Annotated in this window: 16 protein-coding genes; 10 read left to right on the top strand and 6 right to left on the bottom strand. The window is 45.7% G+C overall.

The window, feature by feature from the left end:
- Nucleotides 1–4: 4 nt before the first annotated feature.
- The 6 genes from MICAI_RS20110 to MICAI_RS20085 all read left to right on the top strand — a co-directional run bounded on the left by MICAI_RS20110 (nt 5) and on the right by MICAI_RS20085 (nt 6,705).
- Nucleotides 5–1,390: a UDP-glucose dehydrogenase family protein gene (locus MICAI_RS20110; protein ID WP_008206492.1), complete on the top strand. Its 1,386-nt coding sequence runs from the start codon at nt 5–7 to the stop codon at nt 1,388–1,390.
- A gap of 248 nt (nt 1,391–1,638) precedes the next feature.
- Nucleotides 1,639–2,322 carry a Mo-dependent nitrogenase C-terminal domain-containing protein gene (locus MICAI_RS20105; protein ID WP_008206491.1) on the top strand — a complete coding sequence of 228 codons (684 nt, stop codon included), beginning with the start codon at nt 1,639–1,641 and terminating at the stop codon, nt 2,320–2,322.
- A gap of 128 nt (nt 2,323–2,450) precedes the next feature.
- Entirely contained in the window at nt 2,451–4,139 is a 1,689-nt protein-coding gene (locus MICAI_RS20100) for a SulP family inorganic anion transporter (RefSeq protein WP_008206490.1), read from the top strand.
- 149 nt (nt 4,140–4,288) lie between these two features.
- The gene (locus tag MICAI_RS20095) at nt 4,289–5,908 is read left to right on the top strand and encodes an SUMF1/EgtB/PvdO family nonheme iron enzyme (RefSeq protein ID WP_008206489.1); all 1,620 of its coding nucleotides are present in this window, start codon (nt 4,289–4,291) and stop codon (nt 5,906–5,908) included.
- A 171-nt stretch (nt 5,909–6,079) separates the two neighbouring features.
- Nucleotides 6,080–6,373, top strand: a complete 294-nt coding sequence (locus MICAI_RS20090) for a nucleotidyltransferase family protein (RefSeq protein ID WP_002790317.1) — start codon at nt 6,080–6,082, stop codon at nt 6,371–6,373.
- Nucleotides 6,370–6,705, top strand: coding sequence for a HepT-like ribonuclease domain-containing protein (locus tag MICAI_RS20085; RefSeq protein WP_008206488.1), 336 nt, complete (start codon nt 6,370–6,372; stop codon nt 6,703–6,705). Before MICAI_RS20090 ends, MICAI_RS20085 begins: the two co-directional genes overlap by 4 nt.
- Before the next feature lie 139 nt (nt 6,706–6,844).
- Here MICAI_RS20085 and MICAI_RS20080 read toward each other — a convergent pair whose 3' ends face one another.
- A complete protein-coding gene (locus tag MICAI_RS20080) occupies nt 6,845–7,651 on the bottom strand; it encodes an Rpn family recombination-promoting nuclease/putative transposase (RefSeq protein ID WP_008206487.1) in 807 nt (268 codons plus the stop codon).
- Between the two features lie 149 nt (nt 7,652–7,800).
- Complete coding sequence (gatA, locus tag MICAI_RS20075) at nt 7,801–9,252, bottom strand: Asp-tRNA(Asn)/Glu-tRNA(Gln) amidotransferase subunit GatA (RefSeq protein ID WP_008206486.1); 1,452 nt, start codon at nt 9,250–9,252, stop codon at nt 7,801–7,803.
- 135 nt (nt 9,253–9,387) lie between these two features.
- On the opposite strand from gatA, the gene MICAI_RS20070 reads away from it, so the two are divergent.
- The 4 genes from MICAI_RS20070 to hetL all read left to right on the top strand — a co-directional run bounded on the left by MICAI_RS20070 (nt 9,388) and on the right by hetL (nt 13,440).
- Nucleotides 9,388–10,398 (top strand): DUF6398 domain-containing protein, encoded by a 1,011-nt coding sequence (locus tag MICAI_RS20070; RefSeq protein ID WP_008206485.1) that lies wholly within the window; start codon nt 9,388–9,390, stop codon nt 10,396–10,398.
- A 197-nt stretch (nt 10,399–10,595) separates the two neighbouring features.
- Nucleotides 10,596–10,958, top strand: a complete 363-nt coding sequence (locus MICAI_RS20065) for an ArsR/SmtB family transcription factor (RefSeq protein ID WP_008206483.1) — start codon at nt 10,596–10,598, stop codon at nt 10,956–10,958.
- 770 nt (nt 10,959–11,728) lie between these two features.
- A complete protein-coding gene (locus MICAI_RS28010; RefSeq protein WP_039900586.1) occupies nt 11,729–12,448 on the top strand; it encodes a PEP-CTERM sorting domain-containing protein in 720 nt (239 codons plus the stop codon).
- Nucleotides 12,449–12,777: 329 nt separating this feature from the next.
- A complete protein-coding gene (gene hetL / locus MICAI_RS20055; protein WP_008206482.1) occupies nt 12,778–13,440 on the top strand; it encodes a heterocyst differentiation pentapeptide repeat protein HetL in 663 nt (220 codons plus the stop codon).
- 118 nt (nt 13,441–13,558) lie between these two features.
- Here the strand turns inward: hetL and MICAI_RS20050 are convergent, their stop codons facing one another.
- The 4 genes from MICAI_RS20050 to clpP form a co-directional block, all read right to left on the bottom strand.
- Nucleotides 13,559–13,696, bottom strand: coding sequence for a photosystem II reaction center protein K (locus MICAI_RS20050; RefSeq protein WP_008206475.1), 138 nt, complete (start codon nt 13,694–13,696; stop codon nt 13,559–13,561).
- 50 nt (nt 13,697–13,746) lie between these two features.
- Nucleotides 13,747–14,871 (bottom strand): tRNA guanosine(34) transglycosylase Tgt, encoded by a 1,125-nt coding sequence (gene tgt / locus MICAI_RS20045; RefSeq protein WP_008206473.1) that lies wholly within the window; start codon nt 14,869–14,871, stop codon nt 13,747–13,749.
- A 94-nt stretch (nt 14,872–14,965) separates the two neighbouring features.
- Nucleotides 14,966–15,427, bottom strand: a complete 462-nt coding sequence (locus MICAI_RS20040; RefSeq protein ID WP_039900599.1) for a hypothetical protein — start codon at nt 15,425–15,427, stop codon at nt 14,966–14,968.
- A gap of 210 nt (nt 15,428–15,637) precedes the next feature.
- The gene (gene clpP / locus MICAI_RS20035) at nt 15,638–16,279 is read right to left on the bottom strand and encodes an ATP-dependent Clp endopeptidase proteolytic subunit ClpP (RefSeq protein ID WP_223211172.1); all 642 of its coding nucleotides are present in this window, start codon (nt 16,277–16,279) and stop codon (nt 15,638–15,640) included.
- Nucleotides 16,280–16,444: the final 165 nt, after the last annotated feature.

The raw sequence follows: 16,444 nt of genomic DNA, 5'->3' as shown, positions 1-16,444 counted from the left end.
TATCATGCGTGTTTGTGTTATCGGAACGGGTTATGTGGGTTTAGTCACGGGGGTTTGTCTAGCACATATCGGCCATCATGTTATCTGTATTGACAACAATGAAGAAAAAGTCAAATTAATGAAATCGGGACAATCTCCCATCTATGAACCGGGGTTATCGGAATTAATGCAGTCTTCGGCAGCCTCCGGCAATCTGGAATTTTCCACGGACCTAGAAGCGGGAGTTAAACACGGCGAAATCCTCTTTATCGCTGTTGGTACACCCGCACTACCCAACGGAGAAAGTGACACCCGTTATGTGGAAGCGGTGGCCCGGGGTATTGGGGCCCATCTCAACGGTGGTTATAAAGTAATCGTCAATAAATCTACCGTTCCCATCGGTTCCGGCGATTGGGTACGGATGATCGTCCTCGATGGCGTGGCCGAGAGACAAAAAAATCTCGTGGCCGCTGGTGGCGGTATTAGTACACTAGAACGCATCGAAGCGGATTTCGATGTGGTCAGCAATCCCGAATTTTTACGGGAAGGTTCGGCGGTTTATGATACTTTTAACCCCGATCGCATTGTTTTAGGTAGTAATAACCCGAAAGCCATCGAAATGATGAAGGAATTGTATGCGCCTTTGGTTGAACGTCAATTCTCTGAAGATCCCTCCTTGCCTCCCGTTCCCGTAGTGGTCACGGATCTCAGTTCGGCAGAAATGATTAAATACGCCGCTAATGCCTTCCTAGCCACCAAAATTAGCTTTATTAACGAAGTAGCTAACATCTGCGATCGCGTCGGGGCCGATGTCACCCAAGTGGCTAAAGGTATCGGTTTAGATTCCCGTATCGGTAGCAAGTTCCTCTCGGCCGGGATCGGTTGGGGGGGGTCCTGTTTCCCCAAAGATGTGTCGGCTTTGGTACATACCGCGGAAGACTACGGTTACGAAACGGAATTACTTAACGCCGCTATCAATGTTAACAAACGTCAACGGACAATCGCGATCGAAAAACTGCAACAGGAATTAAAAATCCTCAAGGGTAAAACCGTCGGTTTGTTGGGATTAACTTTTAAACCCGATACCGATGATATGCGCGATGCTCCGGCTTTAACTATGATCGAACAGTTAAATCGTTTAGGTGCTAAGGTAAAAGCATACGATCCGATCGTTTCCCAAAGTGGTTTAAGTCACGGTTTAACCGGTGTGATTATCGAATCAGATCCAGAAAGATTGGCCGATGGTTGTGACGCTTTGGTGGTGGTGACGGAATGGCAAGAATTCCTCCGTCTCGACTACGGCAAAATGGTTAAAACCATGCGCGAACCCGTGTTAATTGATGGTCGCAATTTCCTCGATCCTGCGGTGGTGACAGCAGCCGGTTTCCGTTACCTGGGGATTGGCCGTTAATCCCAGCAATCCGCCTTTTTATCAGGACTGATGCGGGTGGGGAAGGAGCAAGAAGCAGCAACCCTTACCCCTGCTCCTGGAGGCGAAAATTGCCCGATTATGCCCGCTGAAAACCGAAAACTTCCTAGTTGACCATGGGGTTATTGGCTATAGTTACATGATGTGAACAGGAGCCACTAGAATCCAGAAGCGATCGGTAGAATGGAATTGAGAAACTAGAAATCAGTTTTAGCAATACATACATACCTATGGTTAGCTCTGTTCAATACCGCTACACTAACGAACAAGTTAGGGACTGGTTACGGGGATTACTGACAATTGCCTGGTCTGATGGGGATTATAGCACCAGCGAACAGGAATCGATCGCCCGTTTCGCTCACGAATTAGAATTAGATGACAACCACGTTCTCTATCAGTCGATTAGTCCCGAAGAATTGGCCGCAAGTTTCGGTCATGACCCCAAAATATCAGAAAACTTCCTCCGCACGGCGGTCATGGTAGCGATCGCCGATGGCATTTATTCCCCCGCAGAAGCGGCATTACTGCGTAGTTATCGGGATGCTTTCGGGTTAGAAATCGAGGCCCTGTCAGCTTTAGAACATACTATCTGTGAAATTCCCGAAATTACCACAGAAGCGAATAAATCCGAGTTTATCAGTGCCGAACATCCCCACCCGGATCTGCTGCATCCCCTCAAAGACTGGTTAGATGGGGTAGAAATGCACGATCCGCGTTTGGCCCGGTTTATCTGCAAAATGGTCCCACCTCAATGTCCTTTTGAACGCGATATCGTGCTGTTTGGTCATAAATTAGTGCATATTCCGCCCCTGTGCAAGTTAAATCCTCTCTACGAGCAATTAGTCGGTTTACGCTTCCGCGCTCTATCATACTTAGCTGATGATTGTCAAGAGGATATTTCCGAGTATATTTAGCCAGTTTAACTAAAATTGCGGCTAAAATGGTATAATTATCCTGCTGACAAAAAATATCTCAGCCTCAAGGCTTTTCCTAGCTAATTCTTCCGTTAAAATTAGGTTAGGTCGCCGTTGACAGAGAAAATATGAGTAAAAACTCCCGACGAGTCGATTTTCCTGATTTACCGGGGCTAAAAAACCTGCGCTCCTATCAATGGCAGTGGCTGGGGAGAGATATCCTCGCCGGTGTCACCGTGGCGGCCTACGCTATTCCCCAGTGTATGGCCTACGGCGACCTAGCCGGGGTCGATCCCGTGGTGGGATTGTGGACTCTCGTGCCGGCCGCCCTAGTTTACGCCCTTTTCGGATCCTCATCGCAACTATCCCTCGGACCGGAATCGACCACGGCAGTGATGACGGCGGCAGCGATCGCACCTATGGTGAGCCTTCAAGGAGAAAATTACGGCAGTTTAGCGGCTTTTTTAGCCCTAATGGTCGGTTTAATCTGTTTAGTTGGTTATATCGCCCGCTTGGGATTTCTAGCTAATTTACTCTCCAAACCGATCCTAATCGGTTATATGGCGGGAGTGGCGGTGATCATGATTGCGGGACAACTGGGTAAAATTAGCGGTTTGTCAATCCGTGAAAATACGGTTTTTAAAGAAATTTTAGCTTTTTTTCAGGGAATAAACCAATGGCACTGGCCAACCCTTAGCCTAGCTCTATTGCTGCTACTATTCCTATTTCTCATCGAAAAATATTTTCCCAAAGCACCTGGTTCCTTGCTGGCGGTTTTACTGGGAACCCTCGCCGTCGCCACCCTCCATCTCGATGGAGAGGGGGTGGCAGTAGTGGGGAAAATTAGCAAGACTTTGCCCAATTTTGGCTTACCAACCCTCGATTTTTCCCAATTACTACCCCTAGTAACCGCAGCCGTCGGCATTGCCCTGGTGGGCTATTCCGATAACGTCCTGACCGCCAGAGCCTTCGCCGCACGCCATAACCAAGAAATCGATGCCAATCAAGAATTTTTGGCCCTGGGACTGGGGAATCTAGCGGCGGGTTTTTGTCAGGGATTTCCCATCAGCAGCAGTGCCAGTCGCACCGCGGTGGGCGATTCCGTGGGCAGTCAAAGTCAGCTTTACTCCTTGGTGGTGGCAGTGGTGGTGGTGGCGGTCATTTTCCTGCTCGGTCCGATACTGGCACTCTTTCCCAAGGCCGCTTTGGGTGCGCTGGTGATTTATGCGGCCTGTAAACTGGTGGATATTGCCGGTGCTAAACGACTAAAAAGCTTTCGCAATAGTGAGTTTAATCTCGCTGTCCTGACCATGGTGGGGGTGCTAACCACGGGGATTTTAAGCGGGGTTGCTATCGCTATCGGTCTCTCGGTTATCGATTTATTGGCCCGCATTACTCGACCCGATGATGCCGTTTTGGGTAGAGTACCGGGCGTGATGGGTTTACACGCGCTTCAGGATTGGCCGGAAGCGCAAACAATACCGGGGTTAGTTATCTATCGTTACGATGCCCCCTTATTTTTTGCTAATGCGGCCGACTTTAAACGTCGCGCCCTCAGCGCCATTGCCCGGGAGACAAAACCGGTAGAATGGTTTGTCTTGAATACGGAGGCCCTTGGGGAATTGGATAGTACAGCCGTGGAGATTCTTGAGGAACTAGGGGCAGAATTATCAAGACAGGGTATAGTTTTTGTCCTCGCTAGGGTTAAACACGATCTGTACTTACAATTGCAACGCTCTCGCTTGTTAGATAAAATCAGCGAGGAGAGAATTTACTATACTTTGCCAGCAGCGATCGAAGCTTTTAAAAATCGTTAACTGATGGGTGAGACTAAATCTGGTTATTAAAAACTGATTATCTATTGCTCCTTTTGCCTTTTGCCATTTGCCCTTTGCCTTCGTTAAAACCACTGACTTAATAGGATAGTTACACAACGTAAAAATTGGCTAATTCAGGAGTTATTATTATGCTAGACCAAATGATGAGGATGTTAGAAGGGCAACAAATAGGCCCCTATCGTCTTAATAATTTTCTCGGTGCGGGTGGTTTTGGGGGTGTATTTCATGCTAGTGAAATGGTCAGAAATACATCAGTCCAAGAAGTTGCTATTAAAGTTATCCCCGAAAGTAGCGATGATAAATTAATTGAATTAACAAATGCCAGAAAGTTAGAACATTCTAATTTAATTAAGGCTTATTCAGTGGGGGAATTTACTTTTCTCAATACAGAGATGCTTTATTTAGTGATGGAATTGGCACAGGGTAGCCTAGAAAATCACATCACCAAAGGCGGTTTGTCATCAAGTGAGATTAAAAATATTACTGCTCAAGTCGCCCAAGGTTTAAATTATCTTCATGGACAAAATAAAGTCCATCGAGATTTAAAACCGGGTAATATCCTCAAGGTTAATCAACAATACAAGTTAGCAGATTTTGGCTTAATTAGAACTTTAAATAACAAAAGCCACACTCAAACCGTCCACAATAGCGGTACAATTATTTATATGCCTCCCGAAGCCTTTAGGGGGGATATTTCATCAGCTTGGGATCTGTGGTCATTAGGTATTATGTTAATCGAAATGACCACTAATCAACTTCCCTATAAGTTTAATAATGATATTCACCAGTTAATGGCAAAGGTGATGAATTGTGAGCTACAAATCCCCAGTTTACCGAAAGAGTTTAAACCGATTATTGAAGGGTGTTTGCAAAAAGATAGAAAACAAAGATGGACAGCACAACAGGTTTTAAATGCCTTACAACCTGTGGGATGGACTTCTCCCCCGTCACCTCCACCAGCACCGGCAGCAGTCAAAAAGCCTGTTTCACCAATACCCCTAATTGCTTCACCTACTCCATTTACCGAAAAACTACCCAATCGAGTCACACTGGAGATGGTGAGCTTACCAGCAGGTCAATTTCTCATGGGTTCTCCTGATAGTGATTATGAAAAGCCTCCACACCAGGTTAAAGTCAACAGTTTTGCGATCGGGAAATATCCAATTACTCAGGCGCAATATGAAGCAGTAATGGGAATCAATCCCTCTCATTTTAAAAACAACTCTTGGTTGAAAAATAATCCGCAAAATCCGGTAGAAAAGGTTAGTTGGAACGATGCTCAAGCTTTTTGCCAGAAATTGAGTCAAATAACCGGGAAAACCTATCGCCTCCCCACAGAAGCGGAATGGGAATATGCTTGTCGTGCGGGGACTACTACTCGCTATTATTTCGGTGATGATGGTAGTCAGTTAGGAGATGACGCTTGGTATAGCGCAAATTCTCAGAGTAAAACTCATCCTGTGGGACAGAAAAAACCCAATGCTTGGGGACTGTATGACATGATTGGCAATGTTTCGGAATGGTGCGAAGACGATTGGCACGATAACTATATCGGAGCGCCAAAGGATGGATCTGCGTGGACTATCAATAATGATAATCGTTCTCATCCCAAGTGTCTGCGCGGCGGTTCCTGGTGCAACGATCCTTATGGCTGCCGTTCCGCGGTTCGCTACGACAACTCCCGCCGCGTCAACCGCGACTTCCGTAACGGTTTTCGGGTAGTCTGCGTATTCGGGAGGACTCTGTAACCCTTTTTCCCTTTTTTTCCCTTTTTACCCTTTTTCTCTTTTTCCCGCCGCTAGGCGGGTCGATTATTCAGCCAACCCTAGATAAAGAGTGAGAAACAAACTAAACCCCCACCCCAAGAATCGGTACAAGGAAGCTTTTTTCGACAAAATTTACCGCCAACTAAGTAGATCATGAAAATTGACGAATTACTCAAAAACAAACGGGAAAAAATCATTGCTATTGCCGCTAAACACGGCGCAAATAACGTGCGAATCTTTGGTTCTGTTGCACGGGGAGAAGCTGACGAAAAAAGCGATATTGATTTATTAATTGATTATTGTAGCGAACGTCGGAGTCCCTGGTTTCCTTTGCCGTTAATTCGAGAACTGGAAGACTTGTTAGGCTGCAAAGTTGATATTGTTACCGAACAGGGACTTAAAGATAGAATCAGAGAGCGGGTACTTAAAGAAGCAATACCACTATGAGAGATGATAGCGAACGCTTGCGGGATATTTTAGAAGCAATTGAGCGTGTAGAAAAGTATGCTCGACAGGGAAAAACCGTGTTTGAACAACAAGAATTAATTCAAACTTGGATTGTCTATCATTTACAAATTATTGGTGAAGCAGCTAGAGCAACTTCTCAAGAATTTAAAGCAAGATATCCCGAAGTTCCTTGGCGAGATGCCAGCGATCTAAGAAACTTAACTATTCATGAATATTTTCGTATTAATCTAGAGATTATTTGGGATATTGTTGAAAATGATATTCCTCCTCTAAAAGGACAAATCGAAGCTATTTTACAGGAATTTATTTGACTAAACCCAACCCAATTACTTAAGTGTTGGGTTTCACTATCGTTCGGCCCAACCTACTTTATTCTTCGATTTACTTGATAGCTACCGGCAAAAGATAGCCACCAGCAATTATATTAATTTATCAAAGTTTGAACTTTTCCTATTCCCTTTGAGTTGCTTGTCTAACCTGTTCAATCTCTAATTCTAAAGCTTGTGCTATCTGTTCCAAGTTTAATCCTAAGGCCAATAAACGAGGAATAGAGGCTAATTTTGCCGCTAATTCGCCTTCTTGTCGGCCTTCCTCTCTACCTTCCTCTCTACCTTCCTCTAAAGCTTCCTGATACACTTTAGTTTGTTTTAAATCACTTAAACTAAACATCGCTTCTATCTCCTTTATACTGACTTGGGGTAACTTATAAACCAGGATTGTCTCTATCAATTCTAAAAGTTCTTGCTGTTGTTTGAGATTAGGCAATTCTTCTCTAATCCGTGGAATTAATTGTTTTCCCTGCTCGATCGCTCTGGCGGTTGGTGCTATAATTAATTGTAACATCGATATTCCCAGGGATTCCCCTTCTCTTAATTCCTCGAGATAAAAACGTAAAATCCTGCCTGAGTTGATTAACTCCCCATAACGAGCCGTCTCTACGCTTTCCACTGAACGCCGAGGATAAATAACTACTCCCTGCCAGTTGTTGCTTAAGTCCGTTTGGTGGAGATAGAGGAAGATTTCACTAAAGAAACGAGAATAAAACCTATTATCTTTCTGAAATTGTACTTCTAGGAAATAGATAGGCTGATTGGGTGTATCAGGCAAAAAGACTCCATCGAGACGAAAGGATAATTGTTTAACTTCCACCGAGGAGAATTGATAAGAATTGGCGGTTTCGGGGGGAAGGTTCAACAAATCAAAGAAACAAGCGGGAAATCTTTGTAAGAGTTGATAGAAAATACTGTCAGTTTTCACGCAATTAAACTCAAAAAGAGGCCTCCAGTTTAGCAGCAGTTTTTTATTGTGTTCTTCAGGAAGCTCCTGTTTTTGAGCAATTGGGATGACGAAGTAACAGCTTTTTCGGTAACTTGTCCCCAATTAAGAGATAGCCACCGGCAATTGTATCAATTTGTAAAAGATGGTTGACGTTTATGCCAATCGGTGGATTGTTCGTAGGCGTGGGCGACGTGAAATAACTGATCTTCGCGCAGCACATTACCGACTAATTGTAAACCAATTGGCAAACCTTGCCCATCAAAACCGCAGGGAAGACTTAACCCGGGTAAACCGGCTAAATTGACGGGAATTGTCATTAAATCCGATAAATACATACTCAGAGGGTCCGCGGTTTTTTCCCCAGCTTTAAAAGCTGTGGTCGGTGAAGTGGGAGAAACTAACACATCTACCGATTGAAAAGCTCGATCAAAATCCTCTTTGATCAAAGTCCTTACCTTTTGTGCTTTCAGGTAATAAGCATCATAATAACCCGCCGAGAGGGTATAGGTTCCCAACATAATCCGGCGCTTAACTTCCGCACCAAAACCCTTGGCGCGAGTCTTGGTGTACATATCAATTAAACTATCGGCATCTTCCCGAATACCGTATTTAACCCCATCGTAACGGGCTAAATTCGCTGATGCTTCCGAGGGGGCGATAATGTAGTAGGTGGGCAATCCGTAACGGAAACGGGGACAGGAAATCTCTTTAATTGTGGCACCGAGGGCCTTTAACTGCGCTAAAGCTTGATTAACTGCCTCAGCAACCACCTGATCCAAACCTTCCCCGAAAGTTTCCTTAATTACGCCAATTTTTAGCCCTTTTAAACTGGTTTTCAGGAATTGGCTATAGTCGGGAATCGGCAGATTGAGACTGGTAGAATCTTGGGGATCGTAACCTGCGATCGCTTGTAATAAAATCGCCGCATCTTCTACGGTACGACCAAAGGGACCGATCTGATCGAGAGAAGAAGCGTAAGCCACTAAACCAAAGCGAGAAACTAAGCCATAGGTCGGTTTTAGCCCGACAACGCCACAAAATGAAGCCGGTTGACGAATTGAGCCACCGGTATCCGAGCCTAGGGCCACCACACATTCTTGAGCTGCCACAGCCGCAGCCGAACCCCCCGAAGAGCCTCCAGGCACCCGGGATAAGTCCCAAGGATTAGCAGTAACGTGATAACCGGAGTTTTCGGTGGAACTCCCCATGGCAAACTCGTCTAAATTGGTTTTACCGACGATAACTGCCCCTAAATCCCGTAATTTTTGGGTAACGGTGGACTCGTAGGGGGGGACAAAATTCTCTAAAATCCGGGAAGCGCAGGTGGTGGGGATACCCTTGGTGCAGAGATTATCTTTTAGCGCAATGGGAATACCTGCCAACAGATGCAGAGATTCACCTCTAGCTATTTTCTCGTCCACTTTTCGGGCTTGTGCGAGGGCTAAATCTGGGGTTAAATGGAGAAAGCTTTTTACTTGTGGTTCGAGCGCTTCGATGCGAGCGAGAAATTCTGTGGCGATTTCGACGGCTGTTTTTTCTTTATTAACGAGTTGTTGATGCAGTTGACGAATCGAAGTCATGTTCAGTTACCGGTTACAACCACCGTCAGGAGCAAGCAACAACCCCGGACAGCAAAGACTATTTTAGCGTCAGTTTGGTCGTCGGTCAGCTAATCCCCTAAAATTAAAGGGAAGCCTCGCAGGAAAACTAGAGTTATGACTTTTAATATCCGACAATTAGATAATTTAGACTACGATGAAGCCGAACCCTTATTAGAAGATTATATTACTGGAGCGATCGAGGAATATATCAATTCGCCAGAGGGAGAGGCCTATTATCAAGAAAAAGAAGAAGGTGGTGGTTGGATTGCCAGCTTTATCGAGTTGGGCTATCTCTATGAAGGTTATACCCTTGCTACCATGACTAAGGCTGATGTGCAGATCTTAATGGAGAAGATTTTACCACGCAAAATTACTATCCTCGATCCGACGGAAACCGAGGACGCTATCCCTGAATTAATTAGTTTTTGGCAATTTTTGGGACGAGAATATAAATTAACTCAGGCTAAGGCTATTATTAAATATTTAGAGCAATTAGGCGATCGCTTTAGTCAACTGATGAACGATCCCAACAGTGGCGGTTTTATGAAAAATCTCCTGTTACAAGCGCATCAGCAGGGTTTTGATATCACCAGTCAGGAGGGTTTAACAGCTTTTCAAGAAAAATATAATGCTGAACAGCACGCCAAACAGCAAGCGGCAGCAACATCGAAAAAAACGCCCCCAGCTGTTCCTAAATCGGAAAATGTTCCCAAGGCAATGCAGGCCAAATATCAAGAAATTACCACTATTACTGATAAATTTGCCGCTCAATATCTTAATGAAGAATACGCCCAACTTATTCGCCAATTAACCGCAACTTTAGCTCGTAAGCGTCCCTCTCCCCTAGAAAAAGGTAAAGCCAATTCCTGGGCTGCCGGCATTACTCACGCCCTAGGAATGGTCAATTTTCTCTTCGATCCTACTCAAAATCCCCACATTTCGGCCACAGAACTTTATCAGGCTTTTGGGGTTGCTCAAAGTACAGGACAAGCTAAATCAAAACAAGTGAGAGATTTACTGAAGATGTCCTATCTTGACTCAGAATGGGCTTTACCAAGCAATTTAGAGAACCATCCTAGCACTACGGTCCGGCAGTTAATCACTACCATGCTCGCTGATAGTTAGGGTTTGCGATAAAAAGTCTGTTGGTGGAGTTAGGAGGCACTCTTGCAGCAGTAGATTCCTGAATGACCCAATCTCGATCGAGTTTGCCCACTAGACTCTAGTGACCTCTCCAGTTAAACTATAGTAGTCAATAGTTATAAAGTTTTAAACGATCACCTATTGTCAGCCTTTTTAACCGGTCACTTTATTACTTACCTATGTTAGACAGTTTCTCCCCCCAAACCTCTAGCCTCGTCCTCGCTTCGGTGGCGGACTATTTCAAAGTCCTGTCAGAAGTCAGTCGCCTACAGATTCTCAGTTGCTTGCAATTAGGCGCGATGAATGGTAAAGAAATCGCTGAAGCGACCGGACTAGGCCAGGCCAATCTCTCCAAACACCTGAAAGCTTTAACCCAAGCGGGAATTATCTCGCGGCAACCCCAAGGAGTCAGCGTTTACTATCAAATTACCGACCCTGTGATCTATGATCTCTGTCAGGTGGTTTGCGATCGTATTAGTCAGCAAATGCGTCAACGAGTCCGAGAATTCGAGAGTCTGCCGGCTTTCCATCTCCCTAAATAGGGTTTGCGGCAAAAAGTTTGTTGCTGGGGTTAGGAGTCGTTGGTCAGCCGGGGGGCCTGCCGAATTAGGCGATGATTTAATAATTTTGGATTTTGGATTGTCATACCATTTTTCTAAAGCTGAAAAAGTACGGGCGAAGCATTCGAATAGGAAATCCAGGGTTTCAGCGAAAAGAAAAAACTGAAATCAAGTCAGAATAAGGCTTGGATTGCTTCCTGAAAAAATTGTTAAGAAATATCCCTATAAGGGATAGCCCAGAAAGGGAGAGGGGCCGGGGTAAGGGACACGAATCAAGAAAACTGGGTTTTGGGAGCATCTCATTTGGGCAAGTGAGTAATTAAGTAGGTAGGCACAATTATTTGTAGGATGGGTTAGCGGTAGCGTAACATAATCGGGCGTTGGGTTTCATGCTTCAACCCAACCTAGGTTCATTTTATATTTAATTCCACCCACCTACTTATGCTTGTCCCTAAAACTGGTTTCTAGTAAGGCTTTCAAAATAGTTTGACATAATACCTGATTTAGGGGTTACAAAGGTGAGATGCTCCCCTGGGTTTTTTACCCTGCTCTCATGAATAATGCAGGCTAAGTGATTATGAAGATTGACATTTTTAAATAGTTGACGTTATAATCTCTAAGGGATTCAAAATATAAACAGCCAAACACTGTAGCCACTCTTTTTCGAGTAAGGGGTATGTGTCATCCTTTGAAGGCCACAAAATGGGATGCTTTTGAAGACCGATATGTACCATTAAGACACAACAAAACTAATGAATTTCAAATCCGCTTTAAGCCTAGCCTCCTGCACCGCCGGAGCACTAGGAATGATCGCCGGTTCCCTAGTAGTCGCCACTGCCCCCGCCCAAGCCCAAGCGGTAACAGCCTGTGCTCCTGGCCAGTTTCTTAGTGCATTCCTTGCCCTCCCTAATGGCTGTCAAGACGGGGATAAGATATATGTAGGTAATTCGACCCTAACCACAAGTGCCGCTGATTTTCGTGACCTGGGGGCCTTGGGCATCGATTTTATGCCGAATCCAGCGGGAGACGTGCACCGATTTGCCTACAATCGGTTTGGCCCCTTGGTATCTGCTGGCGCTCCCTATGTTCTGGCGTACAAAGTCTCAATTGCGCCTGGTAGCGGTGCGACGTTCAAAGATATATCCTTGGGTTCGGACGTGCCTGCGGGAACTGCTGGGATTACAGTGACGAAGGATATCTTTACTGGCGACTGGTCAGGACCGGGGTCGGTGCTTCTCTCTACACTAACGTCAATCGACGGCTCCACGGCTGGACCGCTTCCTGTCCCCGCTGGAATAACGGAGTTGTTCATCCTCGACACCGTCACATACACGAGTGCTACTGCACAGTTCTCCTCGTTCACTAACACCTTCACACAAACCCCAAAACTAGTCCCCGAACCCTCTGCCCTGTTGGGTCTGGGACTGCTGGGACTGGGAGGCTTAATCAGCAAGACTCGCCGCCGGGGTTAAACGAAGCAGCTTCAATTAGCTGTTTGTGGGTTGCTTCCGACCGGTTGACACTTCGGGGGATGCCGCTACCTTAGGGGTATTCTGATGCTGTCCCCCAAGTCCGTTTAAAGTCTCCGATTGCCCACCGGCGACCTTGATATTTACCACGGCGTTGATGTCTTGATTATGGAAAGTCCCACAGAAAAGACATTACCACTCGCAGATATTTAACGCCTTTTTCCCCCCAACGTTCCCGCCACAAGAACATCGTTGGTTTTTAAAGTCGGTTTTTTTTTGGCTATAATTTTCTGTTGACATTTTGCGTCAATTATGATAGTGAAAAAAATTCCATGCTCCTAGAAGAACTTTGTCAACGCTATCGGGAGGGAGAAAGAGATTTTCAGGGGATTAATTTGCGGGAAGGCGACTTAACTAATATTATCCTCCCAGGAGTCAATTTTTGCCGTGCTGATCTGCGACAGGCGCGGTTAGGAAAAATACGCCTCGCGCGATCGCTGCTGAGAGAAGCGGATTTAAGTGAGGCTATTCTCTGGGGAGCAGATTTAAGTCAAGTGGACTTTTATCGAGCTTGTTTACGCGATGCGGACTTAAGCGGGGCTAATCTGATCGAAGCCAATTTAGAAGCCGCTTATTTAACCAAAGCCGTCTTAAACGGTGTTAATCTCAACAGTGCTAATCTCCAGCAGGCCCTATTAATCGATGCGGATTTTCGCTCCACTTCCGACCAACGCACGGACTTAGGCAAAACTAACTTTCGCGGAGCCGATCTCAACTATGCTAATCTGAGCGGCTCCCTGTTATATCGAGCTAATTTCGCCGATTGCCGACTTTGCCGGGTTAATTTTCGTGCTAGTCCCGAAAGAGATGGATTTGTTACCGATCTCACCGGGGCCAGTTTCCGGGGTGCGGATCTCAGTTATGCGGATTTGCGCGGGGCAGTTTTAGAAGATGTGGACTTAACTGGTGCTGATTTAACTGGGACTTTGTTTTAATCTGGTAAGCTTTTTCAGTAATCAGTAAACAGTAAACCGTGAAAAGATGTCATTTTACTTAAAACTCAAATCTGCTCACTGATAACTGCTCACTGATAACTGATAATTGAAAGTCGATTTATTTAAAACCGACGGATGCTTGCCAAACAAAGGCCAGCAAGAGGAAAAATAGGGGAATCAGGGGCAAGACATCGACTAAGGGGTCGAAAATTTGGTATGCTTCCGGCAATTTGGCCAACAAAAGTGCAGTTTCCATCTCTCTATCTACCTTGACAAGAAAATTTTTAAACGTTTGCTGAAATTTTATCACGTTGGGGTCACATCTGCGGCATCCTCAAGCCAAGAGGCAAAATCTTGGGCAAAAGTCCCCCCGAGGATAGATTGACGAATTTCACGGGTAAATCTGATTAATTCGGCGATATTGTGCAGAGATAAGAGAATATAACCCAACATTTCCCCCGATTTAATTAAATGATTTAGATAGGCACGGCTAAAGTGTTGACAGGTGTAACAGGGACAAGTCTCGTCTAAAGGGGCGAAATCCTCCTTAAAACGGGCATTTTTGAGGTTCCAACGCTCTCCCCGCACCAAAGCCGTGCCATGGCGACCAAAACGGGTGGGAATGACGCAATCAAACAGATCTATGCCACTAGCGATCGCCTTGGCCATTTCTCGATAGGTTCCCACTCCCATCAGGTAACGGGGTTTATTTTCGGGGAGTAAAGGGGCAGTTATCTGGACAATGCGATGAATTAGGCTCGTTTCTTCCCCCACACTCACGCCACCGATAGCGTAACCGGGTAAATCGAGTTTTACTAAAGATTCCGCCGCTGCTGCCCGTAAATCCTCATAAATTCCCCCCTGGACTATGGCGAATAAGGCCTGTTCTTGAGGTCGTTGATGGGCCGTCAGACAGCGCTCTAACCAGCGATAGGTGCGTTCTATGGATGCTTTCATGGTCTCATGACTGACTCCTGTGGGGGGACATTCATCGAAGGCCATAATCACATCAGCACCGAGGGCATTTTGAATCTGAATCGATTTTTCTGGCGTAATTTCGATTATTCTACCGTCCCGGGGCGATCGAAAGGTGACTCCCGACTCTTTAATTTGCCGCAGTTGACTAAGGCTAAATACCTGAAATCCACCCGAATCTGTTAATATTGGCTGATTCCACGCCATGAAATCGTGTAAACCTCCGGCTTTCTCGATAATACTTTCTCCGGGCTGCAGATGCAGGTGATAGGTATTAGCGAGAATCATTTGCGCCCCCGTGCTGGCGATTTGAGCGGGGGTCAAACCTTTCACCGTGGCCAAAGTTCCCACGGGCATAAAACGGGGTGTTTCTACCGGTCCGTGGGGAGTATGCCAAACCCCAACCCGCGCACCGGTTTGGGGACACCTGGCGATTAATTCAAAGGAAAATCCCACTGTTTCAGTTATCAGTTATCAGTTATCAGTTATCAGTTATCAGTTATCAGTAACCAGTTATCAGTAACCAGTTATCAGTATTTCTGCTCGCTGCCTAAAAGGGGCAATCGTTGTCGTCTTCGTCTTCAAACTGTACATCCCACTTAGCAGAAAGTACCTGAGTAACCATAGCTTCGAGGGTATCGGCATTGAGACGGGCTTTCATATCGGGGTCTTGCAGTGGATTACTCAGGGGAATCAGCCGTAATTGCCGATTGTCTTGGATCAGATCAAAATAGGTTTCACCGTCAGGAGAGCGGGTTAAACGCAGATAATCGAAGCTATAGGTATTCAGATAAAGACTGTAGTTAGCAACTAGGGTGCTTTGCTGATAATCGGCGAAAACTTCCACTATCCATCCCTCCCCTTCACTCTGAATCACCCCTTCGAGACTATGGATGTAGCGAACTCGTCCGATATCATCAAGGAGACGACGCATATCTTCTTTAGCGATGACCACGCCAGAGTCAATAATACAGGGGGCGGGCAGGGGCTGTGAGGGCGGATGATAGTTCATAGGGATTGCCAGTAAAAAAATTTCCGTTAATAACCCACCGGGTGTTTCTACCGATTCCTGTTGCAATTTTTTTCGGGTTACGTCTCGATCTTAACCCAATCCGCTAGAACTTTTCACTGTTACTTAGGATTAATAACGATGATCGATGATTAATTTCTGTTTACTAAATATTTACAAAAATCTGGGTAGACAGGGCCTACCCGATCATGATTATTTACTGGGAGGGTTAGAAGCGGAAGGACTGCGATCGATGACTTGATCGATTAAACCATAGTCCAGGGCCTCTTCGGCGGACATAAAGAAATCCCTTTCCGTATCCTCGGCGATGAGGTCGAGAGGTTTACCCGTATGACTAGCTAGGTGTTGATTGAGTAATTGTTTGAGATAGAGAATTTCTTTGGCCTGAATTTCGATATCGGTGGCCTGACCTTGGGCGCCGCCGAGGGGTTGGTGAATCATGATCCGCGAGTTGGGTAGGCTCATTCTTTTGCCCGGTTTGCCGGCGCTGAGGAGAAAAGCCCCCATACTGGCAGCTAAACCAATACAAATGGTGCTGACATCGGGACGGATTTGATTCATGGTGTCAAAAATCCCTAATCCGGCCGAAACGGAACCCCCGGGGGAGTTGATATACAGGTAAATATCTTTTTCGGGGTCTTCTGCTTCTAGAAAGAGTAATTGGGCGACGATTAGGTTAGCTAGGTCGCTGGTTACTTCTTGTCCCAAAAAAACGATTCTTTCCCGGAGTAGTCGGGAGTAGATATCGAAGGCGCGTTCGCCCCGGCCTGTGGTTTCAATAACGGTAGGAATCATTGCGCTTTCTTGTCTTGCTGCTGCGGTTAGTTTTTTGATTTTGACATACTCCCACCGTCAAGCTACGCTGTGACGGGGGATTCTTTCCAGATCACTATCGGAAATTCCTTGTTCAACGAGACAGCTTAGATTCTCAATGTCTCCACTGAAAATCCAGAGGCCGGACTCTCCCCCCCCTTGCCCCCCCGACAGTCGGGGGGGTTT

It is taken from the genome of Microcystis sp. T1-4 (assembly GCF_000297435.1).
In the GTDB taxonomy this organism is placed as follows: Bacteria; Cyanobacteriota; Cyanobacteriia; order Cyanobacteriales; family Microcystaceae; genus Microcystis.
This window is presented reverse-complemented; position numbering and strand designations above follow the sequence as displayed.

Coding starts and splice junctions, on each gene's coding strand:
- MICAI_RS28010 (WP_039900586.1), top strand. CDS start 11,729: ATGAATTTCAAATCCGCTTTAAGCCTAGCCTCCTGCACCGCCGGAGCA.
- MICAI_RS20040 (WP_039900599.1), bottom strand. CDS start 15,427: ATGAACTATCATCCGCCCTCACAGCCCCTGCCCGCCCCCTGTATTATT.
- MICAI_RS20110 (WP_008206492.1), top strand. CDS start 5: ATGCGTGTTTGTGTTATCGGAACGGGTTATGTGGGTTTAGTCACGGGG.
- hetL (WP_008206482.1), top strand. CDS start 12,778: ATGCTCCTAGAAGAACTTTGTCAACGCTATCGGGAGGGAGAAAGAGAT.
- MICAI_RS20085 (WP_008206488.1), top strand. CDS start 6,370: ATGAGAGATGATAGCGAACGCTTGCGGGATATTTTAGAAGCAATTGAG.
- MICAI_RS20070 (WP_008206485.1), top strand. CDS start 9,388: ATGACTTTTAATATCCGACAATTAGATAATTTAGACTACGATGAAGCC.
- gatA (WP_008206486.1), bottom strand. CDS start 9,252: ATGACTTCGATTCGTCAACTGCATCAACAACTCGTTAATAAAGAAAAA.
- MICAI_RS20065 (WP_008206483.1), top strand. CDS start 10,596: ATGTTAGACAGTTTCTCCCCCCAAACCTCTAGCCTCGTCCTCGCTTCG.
- MICAI_RS20100 (WP_008206490.1), top strand. CDS start 2,451: ATGAGTAAAAACTCCCGACGAGTCGATTTTCCTGATTTACCGGGGCTA.
- MICAI_RS20050 (WP_008206475.1), bottom strand. CDS start 13,696: ATGGAAACTGCACTTTTGTTGGCCAAATTGCCGGAAGCATACCAAATT.
- MICAI_RS20105 (WP_008206491.1), top strand. CDS start 1,639: ATGGTTAGCTCTGTTCAATACCGCTACACTAACGAACAAGTTAGGGAC.
- MICAI_RS20095 (WP_008206489.1), top strand. CDS start 4,289: ATGCTAGACCAAATGATGAGGATGTTAGAAGGGCAACAAATAGGCCCC.
- MICAI_RS20090 (WP_002790317.1), top strand. CDS start 6,080: ATGAAAATTGACGAATTACTCAAAAACAAACGGGAAAAAATCATTGCT.